General features: G+C 67.3%; 22 protein-coding genes. 17 read left to right on the forward strand and 5 right to left on the reverse strand.

Annotation, left to right across the window (positions count from 1 at the left end; translation table 11 throughout):
* Window positions 1-208: 208 nt before the first annotated feature.
* Both JWQ81_RS04405 and JWQ81_RS04410 read right to left on the reverse strand, forming a co-directional pair.
* A complete protein-coding gene (locus JWQ81_RS04405; protein WP_297537742.1) occupies window positions 209-847 on the reverse strand; it encodes a hypothetical protein in 639 nt (212 codons plus the stop codon).
* Between the two features lie 43 nt (window positions 848-890).
* A complete protein-coding gene (locus JWQ81_RS04410) occupies window positions 891-1,289 on the reverse strand; it encodes a hypothetical protein (protein ID WP_297537744.1) in 399 nt (132 codons plus the stop codon).
* Between the two features lie 482 nt (window positions 1,290-1,771).
* On the opposite strand from JWQ81_RS04410, the gene JWQ81_RS04415 reads away from it, so the two are divergent.
* The 4 genes from JWQ81_RS04415 to JWQ81_RS04430 are packed head-to-tail and all read left to right on the forward strand — an operon-like array spanning window position 1,772 to window position 3,509.
* Window positions 1,772-2,098 carry a hypothetical protein gene (locus JWQ81_RS04415; RefSeq protein ID WP_297537746.1) on the forward strand — a complete coding sequence of 109 codons (327 nt, stop codon included), beginning with the start codon at window positions 1,772-1,774 and terminating at the stop codon, window positions 2,096-2,098.
* A 14-nt stretch (window positions 2,099-2,112) separates the two neighbouring features.
* Entirely contained in the window at window positions 2,113-2,430 is a 318-nt protein-coding gene (locus JWQ81_RS04420; protein WP_297537747.1) for a hypothetical protein, read from the forward strand.
* Window positions 2,427-2,852 carry a hypothetical protein gene (locus JWQ81_RS04425; protein WP_297537749.1) on the forward strand — a complete coding sequence of 142 codons (426 nt, stop codon included), beginning with the start codon at window positions 2,427-2,429 and terminating at the stop codon, window positions 2,850-2,852. Before JWQ81_RS04420 ends, JWQ81_RS04425 begins: the two co-directional genes overlap by 4 nt.
* A 30-nt stretch (window positions 2,853-2,882) precedes the next feature.
* Window positions 2,883-3,509, forward strand: coding sequence for a hypothetical protein (locus tag JWQ81_RS04430; RefSeq protein WP_297537750.1), 627 nt, complete (start codon window positions 2,883-2,885; stop codon window positions 3,507-3,509).
* A gap of 196 nt (window positions 3,510-3,705) precedes the next feature.
* On the opposite strand, the gene JWQ81_RS04435 is transcribed toward JWQ81_RS04430, so the two are convergent.
* A complete protein-coding gene (locus JWQ81_RS04435) occupies window positions 3,706-4,458 on the reverse strand; it encodes a hypothetical protein (protein ID WP_297537752.1) in 753 nt (250 codons plus the stop codon).
* A 132-nt stretch (window positions 4,459-4,590) separates the two neighbouring features.
* Here JWQ81_RS04435 and JWQ81_RS04440 point away from each other — a divergent pair, with 132 nt between their 5' ends.
* The 10 genes from JWQ81_RS04440 (at window position 4,591) to JWQ81_RS04485 (ending at window position 15,172) form a co-directional block, all read left to right on the forward strand.
* A complete protein-coding gene (locus tag JWQ81_RS04440; RefSeq protein WP_297537755.1) occupies window positions 4,591-4,806 on the forward strand; it encodes a hypothetical protein in 216 nt (71 codons plus the stop codon).
* Window positions 4,807-5,239: 433 nt separating this feature from the next.
* Window positions 5,240-8,173: a hypothetical protein gene (locus JWQ81_RS04445; RefSeq protein ID WP_297537757.1), complete on the forward strand. Its 2,934-nt coding sequence runs from the start codon at window positions 5,240-5,242 to the stop codon at window positions 8,171-8,173.
* Between the two features lie 27 nt (window positions 8,174-8,200).
* Window positions 8,201-8,581, forward strand: coding sequence for a hypothetical protein (locus JWQ81_RS04450; protein ID WP_297537759.1), 381 nt, complete (start codon window positions 8,201-8,203; stop codon window positions 8,579-8,581).
* 106 nt (window positions 8,582-8,687) lie between these two features.
* Entirely contained in the window at window positions 8,688-9,344 is a 657-nt protein-coding gene (locus JWQ81_RS04455) for a prepilin peptidase (RefSeq protein ID WP_297537761.1), read from the forward strand.
* 89 nt (window positions 9,345-9,433) lie between these two features.
* Window positions 9,434-10,621, forward strand: coding sequence for a chorismate synthase (gene aroC / locus JWQ81_RS04460; RefSeq protein WP_297537764.1), 1,188 nt, complete (start codon window positions 9,434-9,436; stop codon window positions 10,619-10,621).
* A complete protein-coding gene (locus JWQ81_RS04465; RefSeq protein ID WP_297537766.1) occupies window positions 10,618-11,136 on the forward strand; it encodes a shikimate kinase in 519 nt (172 codons plus the stop codon). The genes aroC and JWQ81_RS04465 overlap by 4 nt, the downstream gene beginning before the upstream one ends.
* An 8-nt stretch (window positions 11,137-11,144) precedes the next feature.
* Complete coding sequence (aroB, locus tag JWQ81_RS04470; protein ID WP_297537768.1) at window positions 11,145-12,251, forward strand: 3-dehydroquinate synthase; 1,107 nt, start codon at window positions 11,145-11,147, stop codon at window positions 12,249-12,251.
* Window positions 12,248-12,679 (forward strand): type II 3-dehydroquinate dehydratase, encoded by a 432-nt coding sequence (gene aroQ, locus JWQ81_RS04475; RefSeq protein WP_297537770.1) that lies wholly within the window; start codon window positions 12,248-12,250, stop codon window positions 12,677-12,679. The genes aroB and aroQ overlap by 4 nt, the downstream gene beginning before the upstream one ends.
* Entirely contained in the window at window positions 12,676-13,581 is a 906-nt protein-coding gene (locus tag JWQ81_RS04480) for a GNAT family N-acetyltransferase (RefSeq protein WP_297537772.1), read from the forward strand. The genes aroQ and JWQ81_RS04480 overlap by 4 nt, the downstream gene beginning before the upstream one ends.
* Window positions 13,582-13,747: 166 nt before the next feature.
* Window positions 13,748-15,172, forward strand: a complete 1,425-nt coding sequence (locus tag JWQ81_RS04485; RefSeq protein ID WP_297537774.1) for a beta-xylosidase — start codon at window positions 13,748-13,750, stop codon at window positions 15,170-15,172.
* Here the strand turns inward: JWQ81_RS04485 and JWQ81_RS04490 are convergent.
* Entirely contained in the window at window positions 15,142-15,585 is a 444-nt protein-coding gene (locus tag JWQ81_RS04490; RefSeq protein WP_297537776.1) for a B-4DMT family transporter, read from the reverse strand. The two genes, JWQ81_RS04485 and JWQ81_RS04490, sit on opposite strands and share 31 nt — an antisense overlap.
* 121 nt (window positions 15,586-15,706) lie before the next feature.
* Here JWQ81_RS04490 and JWQ81_RS04495 point away from each other — a divergent pair, with 121 nt between their 5' ends.
* From JWQ81_RS04495 to nusB, 3 genes are read left to right on the forward strand one after another with little or no spacing between them, the layout of a single operon-like run.
* Window positions 15,707-16,804, forward strand: coding sequence for an aminopeptidase P family protein (locus tag JWQ81_RS04495; protein WP_297537778.1), 1,098 nt, complete (start codon window positions 15,707-15,709; stop codon window positions 16,802-16,804).
* 60 nt (window positions 16,805-16,864) lie between these two features.
* Window positions 16,865-17,428: an elongation factor P gene (efp, locus tag JWQ81_RS04500; RefSeq protein WP_297537780.1), complete on the forward strand. Its 564-nt coding sequence runs from the start codon at window positions 16,865-16,867 to the stop codon at window positions 17,426-17,428.
* A gap of 7 nt (window positions 17,429-17,435) precedes the next feature.
* Window positions 17,436-17,891, forward strand: coding sequence for a transcription antitermination factor NusB (gene nusB / locus JWQ81_RS04505; protein WP_297537853.1), 456 nt, complete (start codon window positions 17,436-17,438; stop codon window positions 17,889-17,891).
* A 79-nt stretch (window positions 17,892-17,970) separates the two neighbouring features.
* Here nusB and JWQ81_RS04510 read toward each other — a convergent pair whose 3' ends face one another.
* Window positions 17,971-18,459 carry a helix-turn-helix domain-containing protein gene (locus JWQ81_RS04510; protein ID WP_003096372.1) on the reverse strand — a complete coding sequence of 163 codons (489 nt, stop codon included), beginning with the start codon at window positions 18,457-18,459 and terminating at the stop codon, window positions 17,971-17,973.
* Window positions 18,460-18,628: the final 169 nt, after the last annotated feature.

Consider the following 18,628-nt stretch of genomic DNA (forward strand, 5'->3'; position numbering starts at 1 on the left):
TACGCTGGGGCCTGCGGCCACCAGCCGATCAGGGTTAGTCCACACAACCGACCATGATCAACTGGTGGCCGCACCTGCCTGCGGGCAGCCCACCAGCGACATCACGAAGTCCGGCTGGAGTACTAGAACCCGAAATTCTCTGAGGTGGGACATGAGTCGCTACTACGCTTGACGTCTATCTCGAACCTCAAGAGTGACCTACAAGCCATCACAGAAGGTCGTAGTCAGGATGCAGTTCATCGCGCAGACCGACGAAAGACCCTTCTTCTAAGTCCTGAAAGCGTATGCCAGCATTGAGGCTGAACCCGTACTGGTCCGTATTCTCAACCGCTTGGAGCGATATTTTCTGAAGTTCGACATTTTGATACACCGCGATGATCGCCGTAACATTCTCGGTTGGGTATGACAAAAACGCTGCCGCGCCACCGAATCGGATTTCGGAGAATTCCCGAGCGTCGCCATCGACAGTAAGCGTCACAGTCGGCCATGACTTCCACGATCGCGCCTTAGTGTCGATGAATTTTCCCATTTTCCGAGACATATCCACCGGGATTCGCTCCATGGATTCAGGGATACCCAGGTTTAGCAGCTTGGTTACCGCCTGACTGGCGAGTCTCTGGCGTTCCATGTCGGCATCGGAATCTCTTGTGGCCATATGAATATTTCCAAGCAGGATGTATTTGTCTTGGCTCGGATTCGTGTACGCGAACCAAATCTCGGTCGCATCTGAGGTTTGTGGCTCCACTTGAAAGAAATCCAGAGCACCCGTACCCCTCCAGTCGGTCACCTCGTAAAGACTGAAGGGGATACGGTGCAGCTGATCGTGTTCCTGCTGGAAGCTAGGCATGTGCGGATTCTAGCACGCTCATGAAATCCAGCCAGTCGGAATGTCAGTGCTTGTGCCCCTTTAGTCCTTCTTCTCCCGACGCGACGGTGAGGGAGGCGTGGCAGGCAAATATGTGCTTGTAGTTATAGACATATGCATCCCAGGTTCCTCCGTTGCCTGACGGAATGCCAGAAATAGGGATCTCGCCACCACTGGGTGAAGCATTGTACTCGCCGTAGCTATTCTTGGGAGCATCGAACTCCATCGTGCCCGATTGTGACCCGACGAAGGCTCTCAGTCCGTTGTATTGGATTGTAAGATTTCCATCAGGGCTGATGATGTAGAACCCCGGAAACTCGGGGCTGCAGTCGGGGTCTGCCGCCAGCGCGTTGGCTGCAGGTGCGGACAGTGCAAGAACTGCAGTCATTACAGCGGTTGCCGACAAGAGCATAGCCTTCTTCATGGGACTCCTTAGCTTGTAGTCACAGATTTCGATACAGAAATCCGCAAATAGACAGGGGAATTTGCATAGGGATGCCAGATGAGGAGCAAGCGGGAGAATGGAAACAAGTGCGCACTAAAGGCGACCGGACGCTTCATGTAGAAGGGTCGTCGCAGAATTAACTGTGACGGCACGAATCAATTTCAGGCAGACGTGCTGCCACGCAGCGTTCGCATCAACTCACTGCAACGAAATGAAAGCCCAAATCAAGGCCAGTGAAGTTGCGTTACCCGTTGCCCTGAAATCGCCACATTGGCATTTACGCCTTCCATCGAGAGCCTCCCCGCTCGCGACCACCACCCCGTCAGATGATCACGTTAGGGGCACTTCGCAGCAGCCGCCATCCGCCAACTGGGTGGCTATCGTGTTGGTGGATAACTTACGAAGCCGGTGGTTGAGAGCGATCTAACACAGCGTCATCAGCGTTCCTGACCAGGTGCTTCATGCAATTTCCGCATCGTGTGGTGATCGTGACTCCCCAGCTGGTCACTGACAGCTATGACAATCCCACGCCGCAACTCGTTTACGGCGACGACACACCACGCCGGACCGTCTGGGGCTTGGTCCAGCCGGGCAGCTCGGCCGAACCCGCGCAGCCCGGCCGTCAGCCGGTCCTCACGTCTTGGCGGCTGTTCACCGCCTCGCCGGTCGCTGCTCGGGAGCGGGTGGAGTGGCGCGGGCAGGTCCTCGATGTCGCGGGTGAGCCGTCGTGGTGGTCACCGCGGTTTGGCACCCACTACGAAGCCCGTCTCACCCACGTCCAAGGCTGAAGGGAGACGCGTTCGTGCGTGCGTTCGACCGCATCGACATCAACCGCGGCGGAGTCGCCGAGATCCTGCACTCCGCCGAGCTCCACACCGCGATCCAGGCAGCTGCCGAGGTCGTCGCCGACACTGCACGCGGCCGAGATTTACGCGTGGAGAGCGGCGAGTCGTTGCCAGTGGAGGTGTTCGGCGACCGCGGCCGTTCCCGCGTCGGCGTCACAGTGGCCGTCCGCCACCCCGCCGGGGTCGGCATGGAAGCCCACCACGGCGTCCTCAAGCGCGCCGCCGTCGACACCGGACTCTCCGTCGAAGGACTGCGCCCGGACGCCGACACGTGACCGGTGCTGTGCCGGTGCCGGTCGACATCGCTGAACTGGTCGTGCGCCGCCTGCGGCCGCTGCTCGCCGGACGGTCCGAGACGGTCGCCGCTGGGGTGAAGGTGTCGACCGAGACCGGGTTCGGCACCGACGGCGGACCGCCGTCGCTGCCGTGGCTGCTGATCGTCGAAGACGGCCACATATGGACCTGGCCAGCCGTGCAAAGCGCGGTGATCCGCCTGACCTGCTGGCACCGCGACATCCACACGGCAAAACGGCTCGCCGGGATCGCGCTGGGCTTGCTGTGTGCGCCGATGCCGGCCGGAACCCTGTTCTCCGGCGAACCTATCGCCGCGCCCGTCGAAGGTATCGACCCGTACACCGCCGCTCCACTGGCCACGGCCAGCCTCACCGTCTACACCCGCACACCCACCCAGTCCTGACCCCCGCACGGAGGATTCCCCGACATGGCCATGAACAGCGCATTCGTGCGCGTCCCCGGCCCTGGGGAAGTGTCCCTCGCCGCACAAGACACCCCGGAACCACCCGACGCCACCACACCCCTCGCCGCTGCCTGGACCGGACTGGGACTGTCCACACCGGACGGAACCACCCTCACCCGCAAGGTCGAGAAAGAGGGCACCGAGCACTGGCAGCAGCTCACCCCGGCCCGTTTCATCTACAAGTCACTGGAACTGACCGTGGCCTCGGTGTTCCAAGAGACTAAAGGCGAAGTGCTCTCCGCCTACTTCGGTGGCATGAAGTTCGCGGCGGTCGGCACCGGAACCCCGAAGAACTACCGCGCCGAGATCAGCTCGACCCCGCGAGGCGATGCTCGCGCTCTCTGCATCGACTGGACCGACGCCATCTCTGATATCGAGATCTACAGCCACCGGCTCTACCTGCCGCGCGCGGAAGTCTCCGAGACCCAGGATTCACAGTTCTCCCGCACCAAGGAAGCGCAGTGGGGCATGACGTTCTCCTCACTCGCCCCGGCGAAGGGACGGACATACGTCGCGGTCTGGCTCACCAATGACCCCACCGTCCTTTTCGGCGCTCCCGCCGTGGTAGCGGCAGCCTCGAACGTCATCACCAATTAGTCATCGACACCCAGAAAACGCCGCTACTTTGTTGTGCTCGCCACTAAGGCGACGATGGCTAGAACGAGACTCAACCAAGAGGATAAAGGGTACAAGAAGTCTTTCGCCACAGCCCATCTATTGTGGTTTCGCATGGGGTCAAGAAATAGCGAATCTCGCTCCGGAACCACACCCTGCGACGCGTCCAGTCGGTAGACTAGTGACCGATTTCGGCGTAGTAGCTGCGCAGGGCAGGAATCAAATCTACCCGTTTCGCAGCCTCTAATCCTGCGGCGAAGTGTAGGAACTCTCCATACTCTTGAATGAGCTTGAGCAGTTCGGCGGGGCCCGCCGCGTGATTCAGTTCGACATTGATCAAGGGGAAAGACAGGGTTAGCGCCCGGTCAGCGACCGCCGGCGGTGAAATCCATGTGAACCTACGCCCCTGGACGACTTGAAAGAGCTCCCTGGCGGCCCTGCCCGCAATGTTCGCACACTGAGCTACGCGGTACACGGGTGCATGGCTCTCTCGCGTTAGCTTCTGCACCCTTGCTACCGCTCGATGAAAGTGCATGTCGGGCCACCGGTGGAATACTACAAAGATACCGGCCACTGTCAGGGCGACCATAGTTGCCAGCACTTCAATCACCGCTTCCCAACCTCCCGCAAGCTTGCTTGCGTTTTCGGACATATTCCCGATTAACGCAAATACGACGGATGCATTGAATAGGATGAAACCGGAAATCGCCACAGGGAAAATCTTGAGTAGCATGAAACCGGAAAGGCCCATAGCTAGGCGATGCATTCGCAGGCTATGAAGGTCTCTCCTTAGTGCTGGTTCGCTGCAGTTTTCATCTAAGTACTCGATACATCGACCAATTTCATCGATATTAAAGATAGGGAAATACCGGCGCCGATTCAAGGTCTCGTCGCCCGCAAGGATCCACGGGGTCTCATTTTGGAAGCTCAACGTTCTAGTGACAGTCAATAGAAAAACCACTTTCTGCGATGTGTAGATATTTTCAAAGGAGATGACCGAATGGCTACTCGTCAGCGCACTGAAGCGGTTGGTAAGCCTAGCCCATCGATTGCTGGCCTGGCCGTGACGTGGCGTGGGAAGCGATTCACCCTGCCCAGCCCGCAGGAGTTCCCGCTCGAAGCGCTCGAAGCCGAAGAAGAAGGCAAGCACCTCACCGCGCTGAAACTCATCCTCGGCGCTGACCAGTACGTCACCTGGCGCAACCTGGCCTCGACGGCGGCGGACGCTGAGGACTTCTCGGCCAAGGTCATGACGGAGCTGGGCCGGGGAAACCCCTAACGGTCGCCCTGCTCCTCGCTGACCAGGCGACCTCCGATGCCCTCGAAACAGACTTGCTGCGGTATGGGATCGACCTACTCGACCTCTACCGGGGCGGCCTGTCCTACCGGCGGGTGTGCACGCTGGTGACGCACCTGCCCGACGACGCCGCCGTGTGGCGCGTGCTCGACCCGCGCGGCGGGTGGACCCGCGCTGACCTGCTGGCCTCGGTCACCGAAGGCGGATCACCGCCCTGTGGGCCACCGTCGCAACCGCGCTCGGCCAGGAGATCACCGATGGTCAACTCGCCGATCCGATGGAGACGTTCACCGCGCCCACCGGCACAACCGCCACCGTGCCAACACCGGCCGATCACGGTGATCCGGAGTTGAAGAGTTTGCGCGAGATCGCGCTATGGATGCGTAACGGCTGACCGTCGTTCCTCAGGTGGTGGGTGCCTGTGGCGACGGTCGGTCACGCCTACCTCAAGATCATGCCGAGCCTGCAAGGACTCGGCCGCACCCTGCGCGAACAGGTCAACCAAGCCCAGCGCGACGCCCCTGCCATCTCGCTGACCGCGCAGGTGCAGACCGCGCTGCTCAAGGAGCAGCTGCGCGCCGCCGCCCGCGAAGGCGACCAGACCGCGATCACCCTGCTCGCCGAGCTCGACGCGCTGCCCGCCGAGACCCGGTTCCAGCGGCTAGTGCGGAAGCTGTCGGGCAAGTCGGTGTCGATCAAGGTCGCGGCCGACAAGTCCCTCGGCGCGACCACCCGCGGCCTCGGGGCGCTCAACTCCGGGCTGAACACCTCCACCACCGAGTTCGCTCGCACGACCGTCGCCGTGGGGGCGTCGGTGCTCAAGTACGGCGCGCTGGCCGCCGCCGTCGGCCAGGCCGTGACGCTGCTCGGCGGGCTCGGGTCGATCGCGGCCACCGCGTCGGGCTCGCTGCTGCTGCTCCCGTCCGCCGGCCTCGCCGCCGCCGCGATCATGGCGACGCTGAAGCTCGGCGTCTCCGGGTTCTCCGACGCGCTGAAGGAGTCGGATCCGAAGAAGTACGCCGACGCGATCAAGAACTTCGCGCCGTCGATGGCCGCTGCAGCGAACGCCGCCCGTTCCCTGCGCCCGGAGCTGCTGGGGCTGCGCCAAGAGGTCCAGCAGCACCTGTTCGCCGGGATCGCCGCCGACATCACCGGACTGGCCGGGACGTACCTGCCGCTGCTGCGCGTTGAGCTGGGCAAGGTCGCCTCCGGTCTCAACCTCGGCGCGGCCGGGTTCGCCTCCTTCGCGCGTGAAGGCCGCACGGTCGGTGACGTCAGAGCGATCCTGGACAGTTCCGCCGCCACGGTCGGCAACCTCTCCGCCGGAGTGCGCCCATTCCTGCAGGGGCTGCGGGACATCGCGGCTGTGGGGGCGGAGTTCCTGCCCGCGTTGGGGTCCGGCCTCGCCGACGGGGCGCAGAAGTTCGCTGACTTCATCGCGGCGGCCCGTCAGTCCGGGCAGCTGCGTCAGTGGCTCTCGGCGGGGCTGTCAGCGGTAGGGGACCTGGTCACGGTTCTGAAGAACCTGGCCCAGGTCGTGATCGCGGTGTTCGCCGCCGCCAACACCGGCGGCGGTGGCCTGCTGACCACGTTGGTGGCGGTCACCGGCCAGATGGCCGCGTTCGTCCGCTCCGCGCAAGGCGCGACCGCGCTCACCCAGATTTTCACCGGGCTGCGCGCGATCACCGAAGGCCTGCTGCCGGTGCTGGTCGCGATCGGGCAAGGCATCGTCACTTCCCTCGCCCCGGCGATTGCGCAGCTCGGCCCCATGATCGGGCAGGCGTTCGCTGCATTCGCTCCGGCGATCGCGCCGCTGGGGCAGGTGATCGCGGCCCTCGCCCCGGTCCTCAGGGTCGCGGCGCAGGCGCTGGCGGGGGCGCTGGTTCCGGCGGTGGTGGCGCTGGCGCCGATCGTGGCCGCGCTCGCCCCGGCCGTCGCCGAGGTCGTCGGGCTGCTCGGCGGCGCCCTCGGTGGGGCGATCACCGCGATCACCCCGGCCCTGGTGGCGCTCGCGCAGACGCTGGCGCCGTTGATCTCCGGGTTCGGCGGGCTCCTGATGCAGTCGCTGCAGCTGGCGGCTCCGGCGTTCGCGGCGCTGCTGGTCGCGCTCAACCCGATCATCAGCCAGCTCGGCGGCGCCGTCATCCAAGCCCTGACCGCCGTCCTTCCGGTCATCTCGGCGCTGTCGGGGGTCTTCGCCACCGTTCTGTTGGGGGCGTTGCGGGCCGTCATGCCGGTACTGCCGGTCATCGTGACGGTGATCCAGCAACTGGCTTCCGTCATCGGGGCCGCGCTCAAAACCGCCGTACCGGTACTGGCTCAGGTCGGCACGCTACTCGGACAGATCGCTGGTCAGGTGCTCTCCGCGCTGCTCCCGGTCCTGCCGCCGCTGGCGCAAGCGTTCCTCTCGATCGTCACGGCGTTACTGCCGATCATCCCGGCGCTGCTGCAGATCGTCACCGCGTTGCTGCCGCCGCTGCTGAGCTTGATCACGTCGCTGCTGCCGATCATCACGCAGGGCGCGTCACTGTTCGCCACGCTGGTGACCGCGATCGCGCCGCTGGTCACGATCATCGCCGAGCTGCTGATGCCGATCATCCAGGCCCTGTTCGGCCTGGTGAAGCCGATCTTCGCCGCGATCACCAGCATCATCTCCGGCGCGATGCGCTACATCCAGGGCGTCATCAACGTCGTCCTCGGCCTGATCTCCGGAGACTGGGACCGGGTGTGGTCGGGGCTTAAGGACATGCTCGGCGGGATCTGGCAGATCATCAAAGGCGTCGTGGTCGACGGCATCGGCGGGATTCTCGGCTGGTTCGTCAGCCTTCCGGGGAAGATCCTCGACGCCTTGGGCAACCTCGGCGGGCTGCTGCTCGACGCGGGCAAGAACATCATCCGGGGCCTCGTCGATGGCCTCACCGCCGGATTCCACTGGGTGAAAGACAAACTCAGCGACCTCACCGACTGGATCACCGACTGGAAAGGCCCGCCCGCGCGAGACCGGGTCCTGCTGACCGGCAACGGAAAGCTGATCATGCATGGCCTGCTCGCCGGGTTGCAGGACGGCGAGCCGCAGATCCGCGACTACCTGTCCGGCCTGACCGACGCTCTGCCGCTGGAGGTGTCCGGCACGGTCACCAGCTCCGCCACCGCACGGACATCCGGTGCGACTGTCGCACCTGCCCGCCCGGTGCCGGCCGCGCCGACTCCCCGTGAGGTGACCGGTGATGCCGGGAGCGTCCGAGTGGTCATCGATGCATCCGGACTCGACCGCCACCTCACTGCCTGGCTTCGTGGCGCAGTCCATGCCCAAGGCGGCGGCAACGTTCAACTCGCCTTCGGCTACTGACCACAATCGGAACGGGAGTAGTCGCGGATGGACGACGTGGTGGATGCGCGGTTGGAGATCGCCTTCGGGGCTGTGCCCTCGGATGACCCCAGCAGGTGGGTGTTCGTCAACGTCACCGATGACTTATTGCCCGACGCGATCTCCATCACCCGAGGGCGCCAAGACGAAGCGGCGCACGTGGCCCCATCAGCGTGCCGCCTAGCCCTGGACAACCAGAACTCCGCCTACACACCGAACCACCCCGCCTCGCCCTACTACCCCGATGTCACCCTCGGGGCTCCGCTGCGCGTCACCGTCCCCGCCGGATACACATTCCTGACCACAACCCGCGACGGCGCGGCTTCCACTCCTGACAGAACCGACCGCTCCGACCCCTCAAGTTCCAGGCATTGCCGGCTGAACCCGTGAGCGGCCACCCACACGAGTGATAACCGCCCCGGTTTCGGAACGAGACCTACCTTTCGCGCCCGTCCGAGCTTGCCGGGCGCGGGCCGCCGGTCCGAAGCTGGATCCCGTGTCCAGGGAAATGATTCTGTTGTTCGCCGTCGCCGGTCTGGTTACCGGGCTGGCGGGACGGCGTGTGCTGCGCGCCGTCGGTGCGGAGGTGCCGCCGGGCTGGTGCGAGGCCGTGTCGGCGGTGCTGTGGGCTCTCGTCGCCTGGCGGTGGTCGGCTCCCGGCCGTCCGGGCTGGTGGCTGCCGGTGCCGCTGTCGGTCACCGCGGTCGCCGTCCCGCTGGCGATGGCCGATTTCCGCTACCTGAGGTTGCCGAACGTCCTCACGGCCGCGGCCTATCCCGTGGTCGGTGCGGCGATCGGTGTCGCCGCGTCGCAGGGCGGCGCCGCACTGGGTGTCCGTGCGGTGGCCGGCGCCGTCGTGTTCGCCGTCGTCCACGCGCTCGTGCGCCGCTGTGCCCCGGGTTCGCTCGGTGCCGGTGACGTGAAGCTCGCTGGCAGCGTGGGCGCGGTACTTGGTGCAGTCGGCTGGGCCTCGCTGGTGGTCGGCGCCTGCGTGGCTGCGGTGGTGACGGTGGTCTTGGCGGTGGTGCGGGCGTTCTCGGCTCGCACCCTCGGCGAGCGGTGGCGGGGTGGGTTGCCGCACGGGCCAGGCCTGCTGGTGGCCGCGTGGATCGTCGCGGTCTTCCCCGCCGCGGGATCGGTCCCGGGCCGGTGAACGGCGGTTTTGTCGGGCTTGTCGCCGCCGCTTTCGCACGCGGGAGGGCTGTGTGGGCACGAGCGTCGAGCCGTGACAGGATCACTTGTGTGCTGCGCTGGATAACCGCTGGTGAATCGCACGGCCCCGCCCTTGCCGCCGTGCTGGAAGGGATGGTGGCCGGAGTTTCGGTCACCACCGCCGATCTGTCCGAGCAACTGGCGCGTCGTCGCCTCGGGTTCGGCCGCAGTCCCCGGATGGGGTTCGAGACCGACCGCGTCGAGTTCGTCGGCGGCGTCCGCCACGGGCTGACGCAGGGCGGTCCGGTGGCGGTCAACATCGAGAACGCCGAGTGGCCCAAATGGGAAAAGGTGATGGCTGCCGACCCGGTGGACCCGGCCGAGCTGGAGAACCTCGCCCGCAATGCGAAGCTGACCCGGCCCCGGCCAGGGCACGCCGACCTGCCCGGGATGCAGAAGTACGGCTTCGACGACGCACGTCCGGTGCTCGAACGAGCCAGTGCGCGCGAGACCGCTTCCCGGACCGTGCTCGGCACGGTGGCACGCGCCTACCTCCGCCAGCTCCTGGGCGCCGAGGTGATCAGCCACGTCGTGTCCATCGGCGGCGCGGAAGCGCCCGAAGGGCCCCTGCCGCTGGCCGCCGACCTGGCCGCGATCGACGAGAGCCCGGTCCGCGCCTTCGGCCAGGCGGGTACCGACGCGATGATCGCCGAGGTCGAAGCCGTGCAGAAGGCGGGTGACACGGTCGGCGGGGTGATCGAGGTGATCGTCTACGGCCTGCCGCCCGGCCTCGGCTCGCACGTGCACTGGGACCGTCGGCTCGACTCCCGGCTCGCGGGGGCGCTGATGGGCGTCCAGGCCATGAAGGGTGTCGAGGTCGGTGACGGGTTCACCACCGCCCGGCGCTGGGGCAGCAAGGCGCACGACGAGATCGACCGCGGGACCGGTCCGACCGGGGTCACCAGGCGGTCCAACCGTGCCGGCGGCCTCGAAGGCGGTATCACTAACGGCGAGCCCCTGCGGGTCCGTGTCGCGATGAAGCCGATCTCCACGGTTCCCCGCGCACTCGCCACGGTGGACACCGAGACCGGCGAGCCCGCGGTGGCCATCCACCAGCGTTCCGACGTCTGCGCCGTGCCGCGGGCGGGTGTGGTGCTGGAATCGGTCGTCGCCCTCGTCCTGGCCGACGCGGCGCTGGAGAAGTTCGGCGGGGACTCGCTCGTCGAGAGCAAGCGCAACGCCGACGGGTACTTGAAGGCACTCGAGGAGCGCTGGTGACTCCGCGCGCGGTGATCGTCGGCCCGCCCGGTTCCGGTAAGTCCACCGTCGGGCCGAAGCTGGCCGAACGGCTGGGCGTGGCCTTTCGGGACAGCGACGACGACATCGTCGAACGCGCCGGCAAGTCCATCGCCGACATCTTCACCGAAGAGGGCGAGCCGGCGTTCCGGGAGCAGGAGGAGGCGGCGATCGTGACCGCGCTCGCCGAGCACGAAGGCGTGCTGGCCGTCGGTGGTGGAGCGGTGCTCGCCCCGAGTACCCGTGCCGCGTTCGCCGACCACACCGTGGTCTTCCTCAACGTCGGGATGGCGGCCGGGCTGAAGCGGGTCGGGCTGTCCACGGCGCGCCCGCTGCTGGCCGGGGTCAACCCGCGCGCCACGTACAAGTCGCTGCTCGACGCCCGCCTGCCCGTTTACCGGGAGGTGGCCACCATCGAGGTCACCACCGACGACCGCACCCCGGACGAGGTGGTCGAGGCGATCGCGGAGCTGCTCGACCGCCTGCCGACCCAGTAAGGAGCCCCATGACCGACCCGGTCCGCATCACGGTCAAGACCGCCAAACCGTACGACGTCGTGATCGGCCGCGGTCTGCTCGGCGATCTCACCGAAGTGCTGGCGGACGCGTCGAAGGTCGCGCTGCTCCACCCGCCGACCCTGATCGCCACGGCCGAGGCGATCCGTGAGGAGCTCATCGCCGCCGGGCTGGACGCCCACCGGGTCGAGATCCCCGACGCCGAGGACGGCAAAGCCCTCACCGTCGCGAGTTTCTGCTGGGAGGTGCTCGGCCGGATCGGGATGGACCGCCAGGGTGTGGTGGTCGGCCTCGGCGGCGGCGCGGTGACCGACCTCGCCGGGTTCGTCGCCGCCACCTGGATGCGCGGGGTGCGGCTGGTGAATGTGCCGACGACGCTGCTGGGCATGGTCGACGCCGCGGTCGGCGGCAAGACGGGCATCAACACCGAAGCGGGCAAGAACCTCGTCGGGGTGTTCCACGAGCCGTCGGCGGTGCTGGTCGATCTGGCCACCTTGGAGACGTTGCCGCCGAACGAGCTGGTCGCCGGGATGGCCGAGGTGGTCAAGACGGGGTTCATCGCCGACCCCCGCATCCTCGAGCTCGTCGAGGTCGACCCGGTCGCCGCCGTCGACCCGAAGGGCGCGGTGCTCGCCGAGCTCGTCCAGCGGTCGATCCAGGTCAAGGCCGACGTCGTCGCGGCCGACCTCCGCGAGTCCGATCTGCGGGAGATCCTCAACTACGGCCACACCCTCGCGCACGCGATCGAGCGGCGTGAGCGCTACCGCTGGCGCCACGGCGCGGCCGTGAGCGTCGGCCTGGTGTTCGCCGCCGAGCTGGGCAGGCTCGCCGGCCGGTTGGACGACGTGACGGCCGAGCGGCACGTCATGGTCCTCAAGTCGCTCGGTCTGCCGACGACGTACGACGCGGACGCGCTGCCGCAGCTGCTGGAGACCATGCGCGGTGACAAGAAGACGCGGTCCGGGGTGCTGCGGTTCGTGGTGCTCGACGGGCTCGCCAAACCGGGTCGGCTGGAAGGCCCGGACCCGTCCCTGCTGGCCGCCGCGTACTCCGCGGTCGCCAAGGAGCCGACCACCGGTGGGAGTGTGCTGCTGTGAAGGCTTGGGTGCTGAACGGGCCGAACCTGGGCAGGCTCGGCAAGCGTGAGCCTTCGGTCTACGGCTCGACCACCTACGAAGACCTGGTCGCGCTGTGCCTGAAAGCGGGTGCGGAAGTGGGTCTCGAGGTCGAGGTGCGCCAAACCGACCACGAAGGCGAACTGGTCGGCTGGCTGCACGAGGCCGCGGACGAGGGCATCCCGGTGGTCCTGAACGCGGGTGCCTGGACGCACTACTCGATCGCCGTGCGCGACGCCGCCGCCCAGTTGACCGCGCCCCTGCTCGAACTGCACATCTCGAACGTGCACAAGCGCGAAGAGTTCCGGCATCACAGCGTGCTCTCCGACATCGCGACCGGGGTGATCGTCGGCCTCGGCGTGGACGGTTACGCCTTGGCTCTGCGCTGGCTGGCAGACAACGCGAAGTGAGCTCCGCTCCCGAAATCAAGACCGAACGCCTGGGGTTGCGGGGGATCGAGCGATCGGACACCGAGGCCGTGCTGCGGGTCTTCGCCGATCCGGAGATGAGCCGCTTTTTTGCCGCGGACTTCAGTGACCGCGCGCAGGCCCTCGAAATGGTCGAGCGGCGGCTGGCCTACGCCGGTCCGGCAGGCATGGGCCACTGGGTCGTCGAGTTTGACGGCGTCGTCGTCGGGGTCGCCCATCTGCGGCCGTCCGAGGAGCTGCCCGGCGGCGTCCCGGAGATCGGGTACTACCTCGACCGCGCGTATGGCGGACAGGGCCTGGCGACCGAGGCGGCAGCCGCTCTGGTCGACCACGCGTTCACCGTGCTGGGCCTGCCCGCAGTCTGGGCGCTGATTCACGAGTCCAATGTGGCCAGTCTGAACCTGGTGCGGCGCCTGGGTTTCCTCGATGTCGGCAGCGGAGTCCACTACGGCGACACGCATCGGGTCACTGTCGCCTTGCCCTCCGCGCACGGCAAGCCGCACCACCTCGAACTATGGGTAGCCGACATCACCCGGGCCGAGGCGAGCTTCGGCTGGCTGCTCGGCGAACTCGGCTGGCAGGAGTACCAGCGGTTCTCCGGCGGGGTCAGTTGGAAGCTGGGAGTCACCTACCTGGTCCTCGAACAGTCGCCCGCGTTGACGGGTGTCGGCTATGAGCGGACGCTGCCCGGTCTGAACCACCTCGCCCTGCACGTCGACACTCGGGCCCGCGTCGACAGCCTCGTCGCCGCGGCGCAACTGCACGGCTGGCAGCCGATGTTCGTCGACCGGTATCCCTTCGCCGGTGGGGAGAGCCACTACGCGGCGTATCTCGAGAACGAGGACGGTTTCGAGATCGAACTCGTCGCCCTCGATCACCGCTGAGCGGTCCACCACTCCGCAGGGGCGTGGTGGCGCCCGAATGGGTTAACGGTCGGTATACTCAGCGATTGTGCGCACGTTCCGTCGTGGGGGCCGACGAGCCGCTCGCAGTCTCCTCGTTGCCGTTCTGGGCGGGGTACTGCTGAGCGCCTGCAGCACGGGCTACGCGGTGCCTCAGGCAGACGGCCAGCACAGCGAGATCGGCGGAGGCAAGCCCGCCGCGGCGCCGAGGCCGTCGAACGTGCCGTTGACCACCGCTGCCGCGCGAGGCGGCTCCGCCACTGTCGCGGCGGGTGGCCTGGACGCGGCCTACAACTACGGACCCACGGTGATGATCGACGGCGGTCGCACCCGGATGTGGTGGTGCAGCCAGTACGGCAGCGCGCCGCCGCCGGGAGACGACATCCTCTACGCCGAGGCGCCCACACTCGACGGGCCGTTCACCGGACCGGGCGGGGGCGTCCCGCGTGCGGTGCTCTCGGGCAGCGGCGATGGGCACTTCGACGGCCGCCACACCTGCGACCCGTCGGTGATCCGCGTCGGCGCGACCTACTACCTCTACTACACCGGCGCCGCGGAAGACCACGCGTTCGGCAACTCGATCGGTGTCGCCACGAGCCCCGACGGCCTCACCTGGACGCGGGCCAACGGTGGCCGTCCCATCGTCGAGCCCGCCCACGACGTCCACCGCGACAACGTCTACGGCGCCGGTCAGCCGTCGGCCGTGTACCTCGACGGCTGGTTCTACCTCATGTTCACCGACACGACCGGGCGCGCCACCACCCCGAACGGCGCCGGCCAGTTCGTGCTGCGGTCGAGGGACCCGGTGTTCGGCGGCGGAGTGGAATCGCTGGGGAAGCACGGCTTCGAGGCCGTTCCCGCGACGAATTCCCCGCGGACGTCCTCCGTTATCGAAGCCTTCAGCGCGGACCTGATGTGGGTGGAAGCGCTCGACGCCTTCGTGATCGCCGATGAAACCAAGACCGGCACCCGGATCTCGTTCTTCGACCGGAGCTTCACCACACATCCGTATCAGCCGATCGTGGTCGGCGGTCCCTGGCAGGAAGGCCCCGGCCTGGCCAGACGCCCCGACGGGCACGCTCCGCTGTCCGCGGTCGACCCCTGCGGCCAGGTGCCCTTCGACGTCGTCAGGGCCACCGTGATCGGGGCGGCCACGGCACCGACCGACCTGCGGCACTACGGGCTCGACGTAAAGGGCGTCAACGCCTGCCCGGATCCGGCACGCACACTGGCCGTGCTCGACGGGCTCGCGGCGCCTTCTCCCACCCGGACGATGGACCTGCTCACCGGAGGCAAGCTCATCCGGGTCGACCGGCGTTCGGTGGCGGTGGCGCTGTCCGGCCAGGTACTCGACCAGCGCCCGCCGCAGTTCGACAAGCTGCCCGTCGCCGCGACGATCGCCTCGGCCGGACCGGCGGTGCAGGCCAAGGACCGCGGTGTCGCGTTCGTGCTCGACGGGAAGCTCTGGCCGGTCGACTCACCGGCCGCCCCGGTCCTGAACGGATCCGTGGCCCAGACGATCAGCCCGGCGCAGTGGGACGCCTATCCGACGGGTTCGTCGCTGGTGCGCTGAGCGTCGGCGGCGGCGTGCTTGTGCGGCGCTTCGATCCGGCCGCCCACGAGCAGGCCGAGCCCGGCCGGGATCAGCACCAGCAGGGCGGTGAACGCGGCGCCTCCGGTCAGCGCCGGGCCGAGCTCGCTCATCCCGGTCTGGTCGACGAACATCGCCTTGCCGGCGACCGACAGGACCCCGGACACCGGACCGGCGATGATCGCCGCGATGAACCACGTCTTGCCCGCTTCGGGGCGGCGAAGCCAGGCGTCGAGCGCGCTCCAGAGCGCGGACGCGCCGACCAGGACGGCGATGGTCGCGGCCGTGATCACCGAGACGCCGGTCGGCTGGAAGACCTCGGCCTTGGCAAGCAGGACGGCGGCCACGGTGTGCAGGAGGGCCATGCCGAGCCCGCGGATCAGCCAAGGACGCATCGGCGCAGTGTAACCCCGCTACCCCGACCGGGGGACACGTCCGGGTTGCGCGGGCGAGGCCAGGGACTTAGGCGTGGGCGGTTTTTGGCGTCGGTGGGTACCACCCAACTAGGCTGGTCCGGTGCCCGAAACCCACGTCCGCCGCCGTGCGTCGCTGCGCAGCGTGTTCCAGGCCACCGAACTCGACGCGCTGCTGGTCACCGACCTGCTCAATATCCGCTACCTGACCGGGTTCACCGGCTCGAACGCCGCTTTGCTGCTGCACGAGGGTGGTGACGCGCACACGGTCTTCTGCACCGACGGGCGCTACACCGAGCAGTCGGCCGCCGAAGTGCCCGACCTCGAGCGTGTCGTCGACAGGGCCAGCGCGCTCGCCTTGGCCGCGCGTGCGTCTTCGCACTCCACGCGCTATGCGCGTTCCGGTTTCGAGAGTCAGCACGTCAGCGTCGAGCAGCACGAAACCCTGAAGCACGCGTTCGTTGACATCGAGCTGCGCCGGGCTCCCGGGCTGGTCGAAGGCCTCCGCCTGATCAAGGACGACACCGAGGTCCAGGCCCTGCGCGACGCCTGTGCGGCCGCGGACCGTGCGCTGGCCGGGCTGATCGAGGCCGGCGGTATCCGAGCGGGCCGCACCGAACGGGAGGTCGCTCGCGACCTCGAAAACCGCATGCTGGAGCAGGGCTCGGACGGGCTCTCGTTCGACTCGATCGTGGCGGCGGGCGCGCATTCCGCCATCCCGCACCACCAGCCGACGGACGCCGTCCTCGCGGTGGGTGACTTCGTCAAGCTGGACTTCGGCGCCACGGCCCGCGGTTACCACTCGGACATGACCCGCATGGTCGTCATCGGCGAGCCTGCCGCGTGGCAGCGGGAGGTCTACGAGCTCGTCCGGCGCTCCCAGGCAGCCGGCAGCGAGGCCGTCCGGCCCGGTGCCGACGTGGCCGAAGTCGACCGCGCGGCCCGCGACGTGATCACCGGCGCGGGTCGCGGGAGTGAGTTCTCCCACAGCCTCGGACACGGCGTAGGCCTCGAGGTGCATGAGGCACCGAGCCTGGCCACCACGGGCGTCGGTACACTATCCGCCGGTATGGCGGTCACCGTCGAGCCCGGCGTTTATCTCGCCGGCCGTGGTGGCGTGCGCATCGAGGACACGCTTGTCGTGCGGGACGGTACCCCCGAGCTCCTCACCCTGAGCACCAAAGACCTCGTGGTCGTCTGACGCTTCGCAGCGCCGGGCGGTCCCGTTCGAACACCACAGACACAGGAGAAGAGCAAGCTCGTGGCCACCACCAACGACCTGAAGAACGGCCTGGTCCTCAACCTCGACGGCCAGCTCTGGAACGTCATCGCCTTCCAGCACGTCAAGCCGGGCAAGGGCGGCGCGTTCGTCCGCACCACGCTCAAGCACGTGCTCACGGGCAAGGTCGTGGACAAGACCTTCAACGCCGGCACCAAGGTCGACACCGCGACCGTCGACCGCCGGAACATGACCTACCTCTACAAGGACGTCGACGACTTCGTCTTCATGGACGCCGACACCTACGACCAGATCACCGTGCCCAAGGCGACGGTCGGCGACAACGCCAACTACCTGCTCGAGAACACCGAGGTCCAGGTCGCGATCCACGAGAGCACCCCGCTCTACATCGAGCTGCCCACCTCGGTCGAACTGCTCGTGCAGCACACCGACCCCGGTCTGCAGGGCGACCGCTCCACCGGCGGCACCAAGCCGGCCACGCTGGAGACCGGCGCCGAGATCCAGGTGCCGCTGTTCCTCACCACCGGCGAGAAGGTCAAGGTCGACACCCGGGACGGTCGTTACCTCGGCCGTGTCTCGAACTGAGTACGCGGTGACCTCAGGCGGGAAGTCCCCCAACCGCGGCGGCCCGATCAGCCGCCGGGAGGCACGCAAGCGTGCCGTCGAGATCATGTACGAGTCCGCGCAGCGCGGGTCCGACCCGGTGACGCTGCTCGCCGACCGGGTGGGTTCGACCGACGTCGACCCCATCGCGGACTACACGATTTCGCTGGTGGAAGGCGTCAACGCACGTCGTGAGAGCATCGACGAGCTGCTCGCCGAGCACGCTCAGGGCTGGACGCTCGACCGGATGCCCCCGGTGGATCTCGCCGTGCTGAGGGTCGGCGTCTACGAGCTGCTGTGGGCCGAGGACGTGCCGGACCCGGTCGCGATCGACGAGGCCGTCGGCATCGTCAAGGAGCTGTCGACCGACGACTCACCGCGGTTCGTCAACGGCGTGCTGGGCCGGATCGGCACGATCGCCGACCGCCTGCGCGCGGTTCTCTAGCCGCAGGAGTACGCGGCAGGTATCCCCCATGGGCCGGTTTCGCGCCGGAACGCCTGCCGCGCTCCGGCGCGCCCCCTGATCAATCCTCTTTGGACGGGCGCGCCTCCGGTGGCAGTACGCCCCAGTCGATGAGCTGCTCGGTCAGCTCGCCCGGGGTCATGTCGTAGATGATGGCCAGCGACCGCAGGTCCTCGGTGCGGATCGAGAGCACCTTGCCGTTGTAGTCGCCGCGCTGGCTCTGGATGGTCGCGGCGTACCGCGCGAGCGGGCCGACCTTCTCCGCGGGCAGCTGTTGGAGCCGTTCGAGGTTGATCACGATCTTGGTCGCCGGCTCCGCGCCGGACGGCACGCGGCCCTCGGGCAGCAGCTCGACCACCGGTACCCCGTAGAAGTCGGCCAGCTCGGCCAGCTTCTGGACGGTTACGGCGCGATCGCCCCGCTCGTACGAACCGACCACGACCGCCTTCCAGCGCCCGCCGGACTTCTGCTCGACACCGTGCAGGGACAGACCCTGCTGCTGGCGGATACCGCGGAGCTTGGCCCCGAGCGCCTTGGCGTAATCGCCCATGTGGTGGTTCTCCGTTTCCTCGCCCCGGTCGGTCCGGATGACCGCCGGGGAACTCCTGAGTCGAATACTCAGAGTAATGGTTACGCGTTGTCGTCACCAGGTCAAGCAGATCATGGTGGGACGACCGGGCGAACTGGGTCGCACCACCCGTAAGGGCGAGCGTTCCCGC

This window comes from Amycolatopsis sp., assembly GCF_025464955.1.
GTDB lineage: Bacteria > Actinomycetota > Actinomycetes > Mycobacteriales > Pseudonocardiaceae > Amycolatopsis.